Source organism: Kordiimonas sp., assembly GCF_965216265.1.
GTDB lineage: Bacteria > Pseudomonadota > Alphaproteobacteria > Sphingomonadales > Kordiimonadaceae > Kordiimonas.
In genome coordinates this window covers 1,381,610-1,396,500 of record NZ_OZ244153.1, presented here as the reverse complement: position 1 = coordinate 1,396,500, position 14,891 = coordinate 1,381,610, and the positions used below count along the sequence as shown (strand labels likewise).

At 55.7% G+C, this 14,891-nt stretch carries 13 protein-coding genes; 8 read left to right on the top strand and 5 right to left on the bottom strand.

What is annotated here, in order from left to right; genetic code table 11:
- Window positions 1-26: 26 nt before the first annotated feature.
- Window positions 27-1,094, bottom strand: coding sequence for a DUF5700 domain-containing putative Zn-dependent protease (locus tag ACOOGA_RS06385; RefSeq protein WP_420430013.1), 1,068 nt, complete (start codon window positions 1,092-1,094; stop codon window positions 27-29).
- A 300-nt stretch (window positions 1,095-1,394) separates the two neighbouring features.
- Here ACOOGA_RS06385 and ACOOGA_RS06380 point away from each other — a divergent pair, with 300 nt between their 5' ends.
- From ACOOGA_RS06380 to glpK, 4 genes are all read left to right on the top strand, one after another.
- The gene (locus tag ACOOGA_RS06380) at window positions 1,395-1,784 is read left to right on the top strand and encodes an N-formylglutamate amidohydrolase (RefSeq protein ID WP_420430012.1); all 390 of its coding nucleotides are present in this window, start codon (window positions 1,395-1,397) and stop codon (window positions 1,782-1,784) included.
- Window positions 1,785-1,826: 42 nt separating this feature from the next.
- Window positions 1,827-2,210, top strand: a complete 384-nt coding sequence (locus ACOOGA_RS06375; protein ID WP_420430011.1) for a hypothetical protein — start codon at window positions 1,827-1,829, stop codon at window positions 2,208-2,210.
- Window positions 2,211-2,421: 211 nt separating this feature from the next.
- The gene (locus ACOOGA_RS06370; RefSeq protein WP_420430010.1) at window positions 2,422-4,458 is read left to right on the top strand and encodes a glycoside hydrolase family 97 protein; all 2,037 of its coding nucleotides are present in this window, start codon (window positions 2,422-2,424) and stop codon (window positions 4,456-4,458) included.
- Between the two features lie 101 nt (window positions 4,459-4,559).
- Window positions 4,560-6,059, top strand: a complete 1,500-nt coding sequence (gene glpK / locus ACOOGA_RS06365; protein WP_420430009.1) for a glycerol kinase GlpK — start codon at window positions 4,560-4,562, stop codon at window positions 6,057-6,059.
- Window positions 6,060-6,065: 6 nt separating this feature from the next.
- Here the strand turns inward: glpK and glpD are convergent, their stop codons facing one another.
- Together glpD and ACOOGA_RS06355 are read right to left on the bottom strand one after the other, a co-directional pair.
- Window positions 6,066-7,574 (bottom strand): glycerol-3-phosphate dehydrogenase, encoded by a 1,509-nt coding sequence (gene glpD / locus ACOOGA_RS06360; RefSeq protein ID WP_420430008.1) that lies wholly within the window; start codon window positions 7,572-7,574, stop codon window positions 6,066-6,068.
- Window positions 7,571-8,029 carry a hypothetical protein gene (locus ACOOGA_RS06355; protein WP_420430007.1) on the bottom strand — a complete coding sequence of 153 codons (459 nt, stop codon included), beginning with the start codon at window positions 8,027-8,029 and terminating at the stop codon, window positions 7,571-7,573. Before ACOOGA_RS06355 ends, glpD begins: the two co-directional genes overlap by 4 nt.
- A 295-nt stretch (window positions 8,030-8,324) precedes the next feature.
- Here ACOOGA_RS06355 and ACOOGA_RS06350 point away from each other — a divergent pair, with 295 nt between their 5' ends.
- Complete coding sequence (locus tag ACOOGA_RS06350; protein WP_420430006.1) at window positions 8,325-9,287, top strand: glucokinase; 963 nt, start codon at window positions 8,325-8,327, stop codon at window positions 9,285-9,287.
- A 10-nt stretch (window positions 9,288-9,297) separates the two neighbouring features.
- Here the strand turns inward: ACOOGA_RS06350 and ACOOGA_RS06345 are convergent, their stop codons facing one another.
- Window positions 9,298-10,341 (bottom strand): hypothetical protein, encoded by a 1,044-nt coding sequence (locus tag ACOOGA_RS06345; RefSeq protein WP_420430005.1) that lies wholly within the window; start codon window positions 10,339-10,341, stop codon window positions 9,298-9,300.
- Window positions 10,342-10,988: 647 nt separating this feature from the next.
- Between ACOOGA_RS06345 and ACOOGA_RS06340 the strand changes: the two genes are divergently transcribed.
- Genes ACOOGA_RS06340 through ACOOGA_RS06330 form a run of 3 tightly spaced genes read left to right on the top strand, consistent with a single transcriptional unit; the run spans window position 10,989 to window position 13,409 of the window.
- A complete protein-coding gene (locus ACOOGA_RS06340) occupies window positions 10,989-11,441 on the top strand; it encodes an ATP-dependent zinc protease (RefSeq protein WP_417462417.1) in 453 nt (150 codons plus the stop codon).
- A 12-nt stretch (window positions 11,442-11,453) separates the two neighbouring features.
- A complete protein-coding gene (gene rimK, locus ACOOGA_RS06335; protein ID WP_417462418.1) occupies window positions 11,454-12,359 on the top strand; it encodes a 30S ribosomal protein S6--L-glutamate ligase in 906 nt (301 codons plus the stop codon).
- Window positions 12,360-12,362: 3 nt separating this feature from the next.
- A complete protein-coding gene (locus ACOOGA_RS06330) occupies window positions 12,363-13,409 on the top strand; it encodes a succinylglutamate desuccinylase/aspartoacylase family protein (RefSeq protein WP_417462419.1) in 1,047 nt (348 codons plus the stop codon).
- A gap of 24 nt (window positions 13,410-13,433) precedes the next feature.
- Here ACOOGA_RS06330 and ACOOGA_RS06325 read toward each other — a convergent pair whose 3' ends face one another.
- Window positions 13,434-14,768 (bottom strand): NAD(P)/FAD-dependent oxidoreductase, encoded by a 1,335-nt coding sequence (locus ACOOGA_RS06325; RefSeq protein ID WP_420430004.1) that lies wholly within the window; start codon window positions 14,766-14,768, stop codon window positions 13,434-13,436.
- Between the last annotated feature and the right edge of the window lie 123 nt (window positions 14,769-14,891).

Here is a 14,891-nt window from a genome sequence, read left to right as displayed (position 1 = left end):
GTGCCCAACTTGGGCATGGAGGGGTACTATTCAAGACAGCTTTCATACCTTAGGTCAGCGGTGCGTTCATCGCTCATGCGCTTCGCGATGTCGATCATTGCGGGGCTGAGCGGGCCAGCGACCTCGTTTGGTGACGAAAGCGCTGCTGACTGGTAGGCGAGCACAAACTGCTCCGCAGGCAGGTGCATTACGCACACCAGTGATGCACGCCCGAGAGTTGCTTCCATGTGGCGGGCCATGCCTGCACCCGCGTAATAGAAAATCTGGCGGCCGGCGCCTGTGAAACCCATCATGAACATATCGTGCAGTCGTGTGTGCCAGTCGTCATAATCACCAATGATGTCTGCGGCGTACCCAAAGGTGCGGATATGCTGTGCCATCTGGCTGTTCCCGTTGTCCGAAAACCCTTTGAGGAGGTTTGACAAAAAGCCTGAGCCTGTGATCTGGCGGCTGTCAGCAACATATTCTGCCGTCCCTTCCATCAATAGCTGTTGGAACAGAAACCGGTATCCTTCATCCGGTGTTGTAACGTCCTTGAAGTCCATTCCCTTCTCGAAGAAAAAGTTGTGCTGCATGTCATGGAAAATTTCATGGGTGGAGATGAGTTTGGCGGTTTCAAAATCTTCCTGATAACTGCCTGTCAGACAATTGAGCGCGAGATAGAAACGCCCGGACACGGCAAACCCTCCGCAAGGGTTCCCAATGACAGACAAGATAAGGTCGCCCTCATATTCAAGGTCTTCAGGCAGGTAAGGGGCCAGCGTTTCACCAACAAAAGCTTCGATTGCGGGCCCTTGTTCCTTAAAAAAAGCAACCACTGTTTCAAACTTGGCTTTGTCTTCAATGATGGGTGCAAAGCGGAACACATCTTTCTCTGGCACTTGGCAATGTGATGCAGCCTGCAGGCTCGTAACAAAGGCGTTGAAATTCCGCTTATCAGACATGCTGGAATGATGCTCAATCTGGCTTTGAAGCGGCGCATAGGTGCGGAGAAATTTCTCGTCTACCTCGTTGCCCGTGCACACTATATCGAGAAGATACTCGGCGTATGATGCATCCACAGTGACCTTGATATCTCGAGCGGAAACGCTCATAGGCGTGCAGAGAGCTAGCGCTAAAGCGAGCAGCCATTTGAGGCTTGGGCAGGTATGCCAGAGGCGAGTTTTGAGAGAAAATGGGCGCATCATGTCTTTTGTTGTCCTCCTGTCGGTGGGCGGTGTTCTACCCTTTTTGATTTGGTTTTGAGCGGGCGCAGTGCACCCCACCCCGGCTCCGATGTCAAGATGTCCAAACTGCGTACTTGAGTGAAAAACTCGTGGCGTCACACCACCTTAATATTTGTGCTGCACACCCTAGTTGCCGGTACGTGAAGCAGCAAAATAGCGAGGGAATTGATGCTGGGGCCTTTGCTCGGAGGAAACGATGGTCCGGCGGTTGAGCGGATCAATCCACTTGGTTCAGCACCGCTTGTATTGGTATGCGAGCATGCGTCCAACCGCTTGCCTGAACGCTTGGGCACCCTTGGGTTGACGCGTGACGTGCTGGAGGATCACATTGCCTGGGATATAGGCGCAGCACCCTTGGCCGAACATCTTGCGAACCTTATTGATGCACAAGCCGTGCTACAGCGGTTTTCCCGTCTTGCCTATAACTGCAATCGCGCACCAGACAGCGAGGACGCAATACCGTGCCAATATGGCAGTCGTCGTATTCCCGGCAACCAGTCCCTTGAGGACAATGCCATACGTGCCCGGTATGATGCGCTTTATCTGCCGTTTCATTAGGCCGTGGAGGCTGGTCTCAACACCGTTGGCCGTAGGTGCCCATTGGCGCTTCTTATATCTATCCAGACGTTTGATCCTGAAAGCTACGGGGCAGAACCATTTGATATCGGTGTTTACGGGGGCCAGGATGACAGGCTTGCAGGGTCGCTGATCACCGCTATTGAGCACGACAAAAGCTATAGTGTGCAAAATGATTGGCCGTTTGAGCCGTCAGCTACTGTGACCCATACCCTAGCCAAACACGGGGTGCGGAAAAACGTGGTGGGTGCGATGGTCGCGATCAACAATCGATTGGTGTGGGATACGGTGCGGCAGGAACGGATGGCTCGTTATCTGGCAGCAGTGTTGCGGTCAGTCATCGAGGGTGGCATATCGGCGCGGCCGGGGGATCCACCCGAGCAGGTTTTGGCCTCAGAGCTTTTATAACACGTTCATGGCATAATTGTTGACAGCGCTGTCAAATATTCCTACACCGAACGTGGGAAGGATTGACCGGCTATCCGGTGCTCTCCCCAAGGTCGCTTCCAATATAAAACAAGACCCGGGCCCCTCGGGCGAAGCGTGAATGTGGTAATCTGGCGTCTCACAGTTCCGAGCGAACGGTGTGGCACGCTTCACGATGGTTGAGGGGTTTTCAATGATTTTGCGTCTATTCACTTTATTTCTGTTTGTCGTGGTTGGAACATCGGCGCTGCTCGCGGATGAGCCCGCGATGGTGTCGTCACCAAACGGCGAGATTTCTGTAACTGTCAGCGCCGATAGCGATCGGCTCTACTATGAGGTTTCTTATAAAGGAAAACCGGTGCTGGCGCCGTCTCGCCTTGGTTTTCGGCTGTCGGAAGCGGACGGCTTTGACGATGGTCTGAGCATTACCGGGGCTGCGGAGACGTCTGGTGATGAGACATGGACGCTGCCGTGGGGCGAGCGTGAGACGGTTCGCAATCACTTTAACGAGCTGAAGGTTACGGTTACGGAACAAAAGGGCCCGAAGCGGTACCTGAATGTTATTTTTCGGGTGTTTGATGACGGCCTTGGTTTCCGCTACGACGTGCCTGCTGATAGCGGTTTTGGCAAAATAGGCATCACGGACGAGATCACCGAATTTGCCTTCGCGGAAGAGGCGCGCGTGTGGTGGATGCCGGCGCGCTGGTGGAACCGATATGAGTATGTCTACAACGAAACCCAGTTGCATCAGGTGCCTATGGCGCACACGCCAATCACCATGCGCCGGGATGACGGGCTGCATATATCGGTCCATGAAGCGGCGCTGACCAACTATTCCGGCATGTCGCTTGAGAAAAGCCACGCTACTACATTCAAGGCGAACCTGGCCCCCGGGCCGGATGGTGTGAAGGTGCGGCAAGAGGGTGCGTTCGTAACACCGTGGCGCACGATCCAGATTGCGGAAGCAGCAACCGGTCTCTTGAACTCAAACCTCATTTTGAACCTGAATGAGCCCAACAAGCTGGGCGATGTTTCATGGGTGCAGCCGGGTAAATATGTCGGCATCTGGTGGGGCATGCACTTGGGTGTTGAAAGCTGGGGGTCTGGCCCAATCCACGGTGCAACAACAGAAAACACCAAGCGCTATATCGACTTCGCGGCAAAATATGGTTTTGACGGTGTACTGGTCGAAGGCTGGAACGAAGGCTGGGACGGTGACTGGTTCCATAACGGAGACGTGTTCAATTTCACCAAACCCTACCCGGATTATGACTTTGATGAACTGGGCCAGTACGCACGGGAACGCGGCGTACGTATCATCGGGCATCATGAAACTTCCGGCAGCGTAACAAACTATGAAAACCAAATGGCAGACAGCTTTGCCTTGTTTGCTAAAAACGGCATCGCGCAGGTAAAAACCGGGTATGTGGCGCACGCGGGCGATATCAAGCGCCTGGATGAAGACGGCAACGCAGTTTACGAGTGGCACGACGGCCAGTTCATGAGTCAGCACCACGAGCGTGTACTCATAGAAGCTGCGAAGCATAAAATCTCGATCAACGCCCATGAGCCGATCAAGGATACAGGCCTGCGCCGTACCTATCCAAACTGGCTGGCGCGGGAAGGCGCGCGTGGGCAGGAATATAACGCCTGGGGGTCCCCCGGCAACCCGCCCAGCCATACGGCAGTACTGCCATACACACGCATGTTGTCTGGCCCGATGGATTTCACGCCCGGCATCTTTGATCTCCTATTCGAGGAAGCGCAGCCAAATGACCGTGTGCGTACCACGCTCGCGAAACAGCTTTCGCTTTATGTGGTGATCTATAGCCCGATCCAGATGGCGGCGGACCTGCCGGAAAATTACGAAGCACGGCTTGATGCTTTCCAGTTTATTCGCGATGTGCCCACAGACTGGTCTGAAAGCATCGCGCTGAACGGAGAGATTGGTGAATATGTGACCTTCGCGCGCAAAGCAAAGGGCAGCGAAGACTGGTTTCTTGGCAGTCTCACCAATGAGGAAGCTCGCACGCTATCCGTGAAGCTTGATTTCCTCACGCCGGGGCAGGCGTATAAAGCGGAGATTTATCGTGACGGCCCGGATGCAGATTGGGATACCAACCCCTACGCCATGGTGATTGAGAGCAGAAAGGTCACGGCCGCTGATGCGCTTGACCTGCCGCTGGCGCCCGGTGGCGGCATGGCCGTTCGCTTCACGCCAGCAAAATAGCGCCCGCTGCGCCCGGCTGTTGAAGGCGGGCGCAAGTGATGCCAAACTGTCCTCCGGTCAGCGTAGGCACTATGCCTGCCTTATTCGGGGGACATGTTTTTATGACGACACAACAATCTGATTGCATCCTCGCGATGGACCAGGGCACGACCAGCAGTCGTGCCATCGTGTTTGGTAAAGCGGGGGATATTATTGCCAGCGCGCAGCAGGAATTTTCGCAGCATTATCCGGATGACGGCTGGGTGGAGCATGACGCGGATGAGATATGGCAAACAAGCCTTGAGACCGCGCAGGCCGCATTAAAGGAAGCCGAGGCGCAGGGCCACCGTGTTGTAGCCATCGGCATCACCAACCAGCGCGAAACCTCTGTTCTGTGGGACCGTGATACCGGTAAGCCGCTGCACCGTGCAATTGTGTGGCAGGACAGGCGCACGGCAGATGTTTGCCGCAAGCTCAAGGCCGACGGCGCGGAAGAGGCCGTGCAGGATAAAACCGGCCTGCTACTCGACCCCTATTTTTCCGCCACCAAAGTGGCGTGGATGCTGGACAATGTGTCTGGCGCGCGGGCAAGTGCTGACGCAGGCAAGCTGGCGTGGGGCACGATCGACAGCTTCCTGATATTGAAGCTCACAGGCGGGAAGGTACATGCCACCGACGCTACCAATGCGAGCCGCACCAGCCTGTTCAACATTCGCACTCAGGAATGGGACGATGAGCTTTTAAAGCTTTTTAACGTGCCAGCTTCTGTGTTGCCGGATGTGCTGGACAGCGCGGCGGAATTTGGTGTGACAGCGCCAGAGCTTTTTGGTCGCAGCATCCCTATTCTTGGGGTGGCGGGCGACCAGCAGGCAGCGGCCATTGGCCAATGCTGTTTTGATGTTGGCGCGATCAAAAGCACCTATGGCACCGGCTGTTTTGTGTTGATGAACACGGGCACCAAATTTGTGCCCTCCCAGAACCGGCTGCTCACCACAGTGGCCTACCGGCTGAAGGGGGAAACCACATACGCGCTTGAGGGCTCCATCTTCATTGCGGGTGCTGCGGTGCAGTGGCTCAGGGACGGCATTAAAATTATTGAAAGCGCCAAGGAAAGTGAAAAGCTCGCCACCTCCGTTGCGCATAGCGGCGGAGTTTATATGGTGCCCGCATTTACCGGGCTTGGTGCACCGCACTGGGACCCGGACGTGCGCGCGGCGATCTTCGGCATGACACGCGGCACCACACGGGCAGAGATTGTGCGCGCCACACTTGAAGCCGTGTGTTTTCAGACGCATGACCTTTTCAGTGCCATGGCGGAAGACGGGATCACGCCCTCTGTGCTCAGGGTAGACGGCGGCATGGTGGCGAACGACTGGATGGTTCAAACGCTTTCAAACACGCTTGGGCTGCAGGTGGACCGGCCCGTGGTGATGGAAACCACAGCGCTTGGTGCGGCTTATCTCGCTGGGCTTAAGGCGGGCATATACGGCTCGCTGGATGATCTGCGTGCGAATTGGCAGACAGATCGACGCTTTGATCCGGAAGCAGGTGGTGATACGCGCAAAGCGCAAATCGAGAAGTGGCACCGCGCGGTGAAGGCTGCGCAGGCTTTCTCTGCCTAGGGTGACTTAGGGGGCTGGCTGTGCCGCCATCCAGTCCGCCAGGGTTTTCTGTTCCGCGGCGGTGAGGGCGAGCCCTAGCTTGCTGCGCCGCCACAGCACATCGTCTGCCGTGTGCGCCCATTCTTCGCTCATCAGATACCGTACTTCTGCTTTATACAGGCCCGCACCAAAATGCTGGCCGAGGTCGCCTATGCTGACAGCGCCGCCTGTCGCACGCTCAACGGCTGTACCGTATGCAAGGCACAAGCGCCTTAGAACGGTAGGGTTCAGCCAATCCAGCTTTGCCTGCATGGCCGTGTATAATGCCTCAAAGTCACCACCGGGGAAATCACCGCCCGGTAGCGCCACACCTGCCGTCCAATCCCCCTTGGCGTGCAGATAAGGGTGCAGCTTTTCAAACACATCTTCAGCCAGCCGCCTGTATGTTGTGACCTTGCCACCATAGATGCTGAGAAACGGTGGCGCGCCATTTTTGGCTTCAAGGTCCAGCACATAATCGCGGGTAAGTTTGGAGGCATTTTTGGCCCCGTCATCATATAGCGGGCGCACACCAGAGAAGCTCCAAACCACTTGCTCCGGTGTTATCGCTGATTTGAAATAGTCAGACGCCAGCGCGCAGAGATATTCTATCTCCTCGTCGTCAATACGTACCCGGGCGGGGTCTTCAGTGAAGGGCACATCGGTCGTGCCGATCATGGTATATTTGTCGCGGTAAGGGATGGCAAAAACCACGCGTCCGTCGCTGCCCTGAAACGTGAAAGCTTGCTCGCCGTCATAAAGCTTTGGCACCACAATATGGCTGCCTTTAACAAGGCGCATGTTGGTCACACGCCCGCTATCTACCGGCAAGTGTTCCTGAACTGCATCAACCCACGGCCCCGCTGCGTTGATCAAGCTTCGTGCCTTGATGGTGATGCGTTTACGGGCTGGGGTTTCAATTTCCGCTAGCCAGAAACCGCCTTCCACACTCGCGCGCAGGAATTTATGGCGAGTCAAAATGGTGGCACCGCGGTCGGCTGCATCCCGCGCATTGGCGATCACCAAGCGGCTGTCGTCTACCCAGCAGTCTGAATATTCAAAACCTTTTTTAAAGTCATCCTTCAGCGGTTCACCCTGCGGGCACCGCCGCAGGTTCAGGGTGCGGGTGGCGGGCAGTTTTTTGCGCCCCCCGATATGGTCATAGAGCCAGAGCCCCAGGCGCAGGATAAAAGCGGGCCTGAGCCCTTTATGGTACGGTAATATGAACCGCATGGGGTGGATAAGATGCGGGGCCATGCCCATCAGGATTTCGCGTTCCTGCAGGCTTTCCCGCACGAGGCGAAACTCATAATGCTCCAGATACCGCAGGCCGCCGTGAATAAGTTTGGAGCTGGCGCTTGAGGTCGCGCTCGCCAGATCATTTTGTTCCACCAGTGTAACGGAAAGGCCGCGGCCAACACCGTCCCGCGCGATGCCGGCACCGTTGATGCCGCCACCAATGATCAGGACGTCTGTTGTTATATCTGGTGCGCTCATTTGCAGGCTATGGTGCCGGAAACCGGTATGGTTGTCGACCAGCCATCGGTTTTATTGATCATCAGCACACCAATATGCGTGCCTGTCGCTTTTTCCTCATCCGATCGCGCAGGTCGGAGGGAGAGGCGCGCGGTCATGTCTCGCGCTTCAAACACCTGCAGGCTTGGAAAGCCGTCAAATGTATCGCGGGTCGCTCGTGTTTGAAGGAGGGCGTGGCTCGCGCCGTCCAGCGCAATCAGGGCGCCAGTTTCTCCGGTTTCCTGAAAAAAAACGGTCGCATCGCGGGACGGAAAAGGCCTCGACCGCGCTTTGAGGCTGAGCCCGCATTTGCCTGAAACATCGCTCTCGGGCACCGGCCCCACGCGCATGAATTGCAGCGCGGTCTGCTGCCGGGTATGCGTATTTTGACACGCAGCTGTCGCTAAAAGCAGCGCTGCCAAAACCAAACGCTTCACAATGTTTCCCCTCAAACTCTTTTTGGGGCGGTCGCCCACCATCCGTACCACAGCAAACTAGGGCGCCTGAATCAAGTCGCACGCGGCGTTATGGTCTGTTTTTCTGCTGAGGCGAAGGATTGCGCGCTCCGAAAGGTTTGCGAAAAGCCCCGTCGTTACTGAATTGACAGCGCTGTCTTTCAAAGGTAAAGACACAGAACACTATTGGTCATAAGGGGCTTAAATGGGAAGTTTAGGGCCCCCGTGTTGAGGTTGGCGCAGTATGGTGTTGAGTTGCGCCGGGGAAGGGATCGTTATGTCAAACACTGAAACGTGTATTGTTGCCGATATTGGCGGCACCAATGGACGGTTTGGGATTGCCCGCTTTATTGAGGGCGAAAAAAAACCTCACATTGAAAAAGTTTCGGTGTTCCCCTGTGCAGATTCTTCCGGCGTTAGCCCGATGCTTGGCCAGTATATTGGCCAACTGGGGGCAGAGCGCCCCAAGATGGCACGCCTTGCGATCGCAGGCCCCACCACAGCACGCCATGGCAGGCTTACCAACCTTGGTTGGCAGGCGGATGCCGGTGTGCTTGAGACGGACCACCGGCTCGAGAGCGTGAAGCTGTTGAACGATTTTGGAGCGCTTGCTGGTGCCTGTCAGTTTCTTGAAGAAGGCACCGACTATATTCAGCTAAAAAAAGGTACTGAAGATAGCAAAGGCCCGATCTCTGTTATGGGGCCGGGCACCGGTTTTGGGGTTGCCCTTCTGGTGCCTGTTGAGAATGAATGGATCACTGTCCCTACCGAGGGCGGTAACATGGCTTTTGCGCCGTCTACCCGGCTTGAGCACGACCTGACAGAACACCTACGTGCAGAAATGGGCCATGTGTCTGTTGAAACCTTCCTGTGCGGGGAGGGGATCGCTCGCATTCACCGTTTTCTGGTTGATTATGGCGGTAGTGGTGATCGTGGGCTATCGCCTGCAGAAATCACCAAACTGGCGGGTGAGGGCGGTGCGCCGTCTTGCACGCGTGCGGTGCAACTGTTCCTCTCGATCGTTGGCAGTTCCGCCGGTAACATTGCCCTCGCGCACGGCGCAACCGGCGGCGTATTCCTCGGCGGTGGCATCCTGCCCAAGATCATGACCATGGTATCGTCAAGCGACCTGCTGCGCCGCTTTGTTGCCAAAGGCCCCATGCAGCCGTACCTGGACCGTATTTCAGTAAACCTGATCACGGCCAAATATGCAGCGCTGATTGGCTCTGCTGTCCTTTAGGACATGAAAGCTATCTGCTGGTAACAGGTATCCCGTCGGCGTCAAAGAGCTTGCGTTCAATGATGCCACCTTCGCCGTAGTGATACTCCACGCGGTGGAACCCGGCTGGATGCATCGTGGGGAGACTGTGTTGGTCAAAATAGGCGACGCTGTCGCGTTGCATGGCTTGTGTATAAGTGCGGGTTGAAAAGGCGTAGGGCGCATAAGGCCTGGATTCGGCGTCGAAATAATTGACCCGGGCCGGTTTGCCAAAACTGTTAAAATCGCGCCATTCGATGCGGCTGAATCCAGCAGACATGGGCGCGAGGTTTCCGCTGGCGTCCTGGGCTTCTTCATTTAGAAAATTACCATATTGGTCGAATTCAAAGAAAACGCCCGCATAGCCCAGGCGGCCATTTTTGAGTGTGCCATCAGCGTTCTCAAATCGCCGGTATAGTGCCATATCGTTTGCGTCATAAGCAAAAGAGGCGCGATCAAAGCCGTTATGTTCAGGTACGATGTTCCCGTTTTTGTCAAAGCGTGTTTCCGTCACCACGCGCCCTTCACTATCACGCGTCACATGCACTTCACTGTAACCATCTCCGGTCATGTCTGTGCCGTCTTCAGTTTCAAAGGTCAGGCGATCCCAGAAGCCTAATGGGCCATGGTGATATATTTTGCGCAGGACGCCATTCACAGCGACAGGCTCGCCCCCAACATCCTGGTAAGCCTCGACTGTTTTGTCTGCCGCGTACGCGAAGGTAAGTATCGCGGCCCCAAAGTCACCGGCTGGGCTTGGCTGACCTTCATGAAAAAAAGTTACCTGAGTGAGGCGTCCCTGCGGGTCGTACACCAGCGAGTAGTGATCAATGACGGCGGCTTGCTCTGTTGTCAGCGGATAGGCAGGGCGCGGTGTGCGCTGTGTGTGATCAATGTTCCATTTCAGGTATGTGTTACCCTGTTGCGCATGGACCGCAGTGCCCAGCAGCGCGCAAAGCAGAAACAGAAATTTCATCATTTGTAACCCTCGCTTTATGGTTTTTCGCGATGTTACACAGTAACCATTTTTCCACAAGGCTTGATGACGAGTGCTGGCAAAAAAACACCCCGGCAGATGTGCTGCCAGGGTGGAGGAATGCTCTTTACCAAATGCCTGCCTTGGATGGGAGAGGATAGGCAGTTGGCTACAGAGGCCCCTAATTCAGGAAACCAGGCTCAGCAGCTCATAGGGAGCCCCTGAAGTCAGGTTCCTTGGAAGGATACCGGCGTCATTGCAAAAATCAATGCAAATTATGAAAATATATTCATATTATCGGCATTATATGCAGCGTCGTTTGTAGTAATCTATAAATATCAACAAATTATACGAGGTTATTTTTGCAATATTTGCAAAATTATGGGCAACCTGCCGGAAAACCATCACTGATAGCCAGTGCGGTTGTAACGCGAGGCCGCTCGCGGTAGAGTCGCGCCATGCCTTGGGCTTCCACGCTGTGTAAACCTGTGCCCGATAGAGGGTACACTGTGACAATGCACCATCAAGTTCGACCCGAGAAGCGGCTCAAAACCGGGCGTATTTGTATTCAGTTTCAACTCTTTGTTGCTCAATGAAACATTTGGCTTCTAATGTTGTCAGAATTCAGATAGAGGCAGCGCCGGTTCGGCGATACTGCGCGGTAAGATAATTGATCGAGTTTCCTTGCCGCTCTTGGAGATCGCTTTATGAAAAGCAAGTTGATTGTTGGATGGCGGGAATGGGCGGGATTGCCGGAATTCTCAATCGCCAACATCAAGGCGAAAATCGACACTGGCGCAAAAACATCAGCCCTGCACGCGTACCGCATCAAGAAAGTCATGCGGGACGGTGCGCCATGGGCCGAGTTTTTTGTGCATCCCGTGCAACGGCACAGGAAACCAGAGATTAAGTGCGCTGCCCCCATTGTGGGTGAGCGCGAGATAAAAAGTTCAAATGGTGTTGTGCAGAAGCGGCTGGTGGTTTCCACGCCGCTCGTGCTGGGGCCATTTGTCCAGAAAATTGAGCTGACACTAACAAATCGGGACGAAATGGGGTTCCGCCTTCTGGTTGGCCGGCAAGCGCTTGCAAAGCGTTATCTGGTTGATAGTGGCCTGTCTTACGGCCTTGGCGAACCTGATGATGACCGGTGGCAACAATAAGGATTTTGGAAAATGCGTATCGCGCTCCTGACCCGTAACGCCAATTTATACTCCCACGTCCGGCTCATTGAGGCCGCTGAAAAACGTGGCCACACGATGGATCCCATCGATACGCTCAAGGTCTATATCAACATTGCCTCGCACCGACCGGAGATGCGCTACAGGGGTGATATCGTTGAAGGTTATGATGCTGTTATCCCGCGGATCGGCGCGTCCATCACATCATTTGGTACCGCCGTGTTGCGCCAGTTTGAGGTGCAGGGCATATATCCCTTGAACGAATCTGTTGCCATCACACGCTCCCGCGACAAGCTGCGCTCGTTCCAGCTTCTCTCCCGCCGCGGCATCGGCTTGCCGCTGACGGCCTTTGCGCATGCTACCAGCGAAGCCGAAGACCTGATCGATATGGTTGGCGGTACGCCGGTGGTGATCAAGCTTCTCGAAGGCACACAGGGCGTGGGTGTTGTGCTAGCGGATACCATGGATGCCGCGCGCTCCATGATCCAGGCGTTTGGCAAGCTGAAGGCCAATATCCTCGTGCAGGAATATATCAAGGAAGCCAAAGCTCAGGATATCCGCTGCCTTGTGGTTGGCGGCAAGGTGATCGCCTCGATGATGCGCAAGGGCGCGGACGGTGAGTTCCGCTCCAACCTGCACCGGGGTGGCTCTTCCCGCACCATAAAAATTACGCCTGAGGAACGATCCACAGCCGTGCGAGCAGCCAAGGTTATGGGGCTGAATGTTGCGGGTGTTGATATGCTGCGTTCCAACCACGGCCCGGTGATTATGGAGGTAAACTCTTCTCCCGGGCTTGAGGGGATCGAGAAAGCAACGGGGATTGACGTTGCGGGCAAGATCATCGAATTTATCGAAGCAAATGCGAAACCGAATCGCACCCAGACCAAAGGCAAAGGCTAACCCATGAAAACACGCGCGCCTTTTGAAATTGCAGGACAAAAGGTGCAACCGGGCAACCGGGTCTCCATGTCGCTTTCCATGCCGGGGCAGTCGCGTTATACGCCGCTGTCCATGCCGCTTCATGTGATCCATGGCAAAAAGGATGGCCCCACAGTTTTCATCAATGCGGCCATCCACGGTGATGAGATCAACGGTATCGAGATCATCCGCCAGCTCCTTAAGCAGAAATCGCTGAACCGTATCCGGGGCACGCTATTATGTGTGCCGGTGGTGAACGTCTACGGTTTCCTGCATCATACCCGCTATATGCCGGACCGGCGCGACCTTAACCGGGGTTTCCCGGGCTCGGAGCATGGCTCGCTCACCTCCCGCGTGGCCCATGTGTTCAGGAAGCAGATTATTGACCGGTCTGATTATGGCATCGACCTGCACACAGGCTCGAACCACCGCACCAACTTTCCGCACATTCGCGCCAATATGGCGGACGCGGAGACAGCCAAGCTGGCTCGTGCTTTTAACACACCGGTGATTGTAAATGCGAGCTTGCGCGACGGCAGTTTGCGTGGCTATGCGGTCGAGAAGGGCATCCCTGTACTGCTGTATGAAGCAGGGGAAGCGCTGCGGTTTGACAAGCTGGCAGTGAGCGCCGGGGTGCGGGGTATCCTCAACGTGCTTGGCGCCATTGGCATGATCAAGCGCGAGGTGAAACGCAGGCCGCACGTGACGCTGGAGGCAGATAGCTCACACTGGGTCAGGGGCGCGCGTTCCGGCCTCATCAGGGAGCCGATCCGGCTGGGTACACGGGTGGAAGCAGGCGACAGGCTTGCCTATCTGTCTGACCTGTTGGGTGATGAGCAGGTGGAGATCAAGGCAACGCAGGAAGGTGTTGTTATCGGGCGCACAAACCTGCCGATTGTGAACGAGGGTGACGCGCTTTTCCATGTTGCCGAGTTTGACAATACGGACAAGGCTGACCATACGGTTGAACGTTTCCGCGCCTCGCTTGAAGGCCTTGGTGAAGGCGACTATATCGACCCGCTGGCGGAATAGTGCGCCCACAATACTCATTACGGTCTAGAAACGATCAGCCCGGAAGGGGTGGATATCCAAAACCGCCGCACGGCCTTCAATAACATCCAGCATCAACTGCGCGCTCACCGCCGCCTGGGTTAAGCCAAGGTGTTGATGCCCAAAGCAAAAATAGATATTTGCGTGCCCCGGCGCTGGCCCCATCACGGGCAGGCTGTCGGGCAGGGTGGGGCGAAACCCCATCCACGGCCTGATGCCCCCAGGTGTGGCATTTGGTGGTGAATGTGTGACGGTTTCCGTGGCGCGAGTGTGGCGGTAGTCACCTCGCAAATCCGGCAGTAATTCCTGCCCCAGCGGCACCAGCGCAAGTGCTTGTTTTTCAGTCATTTTCGCATCCAGCCCACCAAATTCAACACGGCCAGCCAGTCGTAAAACTGCCGTTTGAGTGTGGTGCATGGGTGTGGCGACAAAGCGTTTTTCAAAAAAAGTTGTGGGAACACGGGGGTTTATGCTGGGGTGCGGGATATCGAGATGATAACCGCGTTCGGTCTCAAGCGGGATTTTATATCCAAGCTGCCGAGCCAGCAGGTGAGAGAAGGCCCCCGCCGCGATCACTACTTTTGCCGCCTGCCATGTTTGGTCTGCTGAGCAGATCGTCGTGCAATCTTTGCTGCTTTCAATATGGGTGATATCAGCCGTTTCAATCCTGCCGCCGAGCTTCAGGAAATGGGCCATCAGGGTTTGAGTGAGGGCATAGGGGTCGCTTATGTGCGCAGAGTTCGGGAAATACAGCCCACCCTTCAGGCGCGGGTTCAGGGCCGGGTCAAAATGCCGGAGGGTGGTCCCGTCCCACAGCGCGCTTTCAACGTCAAAATCGGCAAGGGCCGCTTGCTCCCGCGCGGCACCAGCCAGGTTCTTCTCCCGCGCGTAAGCCACCAGCGTACCCTCACGCTTCAAAAGACCATCAAGGCCAAAACGCGCATCAAGGTTTTGGTATGCGGCCACGGCACCCGCATTCAACCCCGCGATGGCTTCGGTGCTGCGCTTCACCACAGCAGGCCGGGCGGATAATATGAAACGCACAAGCCACGGCATCAGCCCCAGCATATATCGCCAACGAAGGCTCACTGGGCCATTGGGCTGAAGCAGCAGGCCGGGCAGGGCGCTGAGGAGCGCAGGTGTTGCGAGTGGGAAGATATGTTCCGCCGCTATATGCCCCGCGTTGCCATAGGAGCAGCCACTGCCCACACCCCCACGGTTGATCACGAGAACACCGTGGCCCGCCGCCTGTAGTTCAAGCGCAGTGGTGATGCCGATAATGCCACCCCCGATGATGATGATCTCTTCTTTGGCCACAGCACCAACTCCAACTCTGCCCATTTTTTCTTGCAATAGCATATTGTATACAATATACGCAATTCAGGATTTGGGCTTGAAGCCGGGGGCTGGCGAACAACAACCCGGCCAAGCCCGCTTGGCGAGCGGGGAGGCTGCGCACCATTT

Excerpts from the sequence above, each read along its gene's own strand:
- ACOOGA_RS06385 (WP_420430013.1), bottom strand. The coding sequence starts at position 1,094 with ATGAGCGTTTCCGCTCGAGATATCAAGGTCACTGTGGATGCATCATAC.
- ACOOGA_RS06380 (WP_420430012.1), top strand. The coding sequence starts at position 1,395 with ATGCTGGGGCCTTTGCTCGGAGGAAACGATGGTCCGGCGGTTGAGCGG.
- ACOOGA_RS06370 (WP_420430010.1), top strand. The coding sequence starts at position 2,422 with ATGATTTTGCGTCTATTCACTTTATTTCTGTTTGTCGTGGTTGGAACA.
- glpK (WP_420430009.1), top strand. The coding sequence starts at position 4,560 with ATGACGACACAACAATCTGATTGCATCCTCGCGATGGACCAGGGCACG.
- glpD (WP_420430008.1), bottom strand. The coding sequence starts at position 7,574 with ATGAGCGCACCAGATATAACAACAGACGTCCTGATCATTGGTGGCGGC.
- ACOOGA_RS06350 (WP_420430006.1), top strand. The coding sequence starts at position 8,325 with ATGTCAAACACTGAAACGTGTATTGTTGCCGATATTGGCGGCACCAAT.
- ACOOGA_RS06340 (WP_417462417.1), top strand. The coding sequence starts at position 10,989 with ATGAAAAGCAAGTTGATTGTTGGATGGCGGGAATGGGCGGGATTGCCG.
- rimK (WP_417462418.1), top strand. The coding sequence starts at position 11,454 with ATGCGTATCGCGCTCCTGACCCGTAACGCCAATTTATACTCCCACGTC.
- ACOOGA_RS06330 (WP_417462419.1), top strand. The coding sequence starts at position 12,363 with ATGAAAACACGCGCGCCTTTTGAAATTGCAGGACAAAAGGTGCAACCG.
- ACOOGA_RS06325 (WP_420430004.1), bottom strand. The coding sequence starts at position 14,768 with ATGGGCAGAGTTGGAGTTGGTGCTGTGGCCAAAGAAGAGATCATCATC.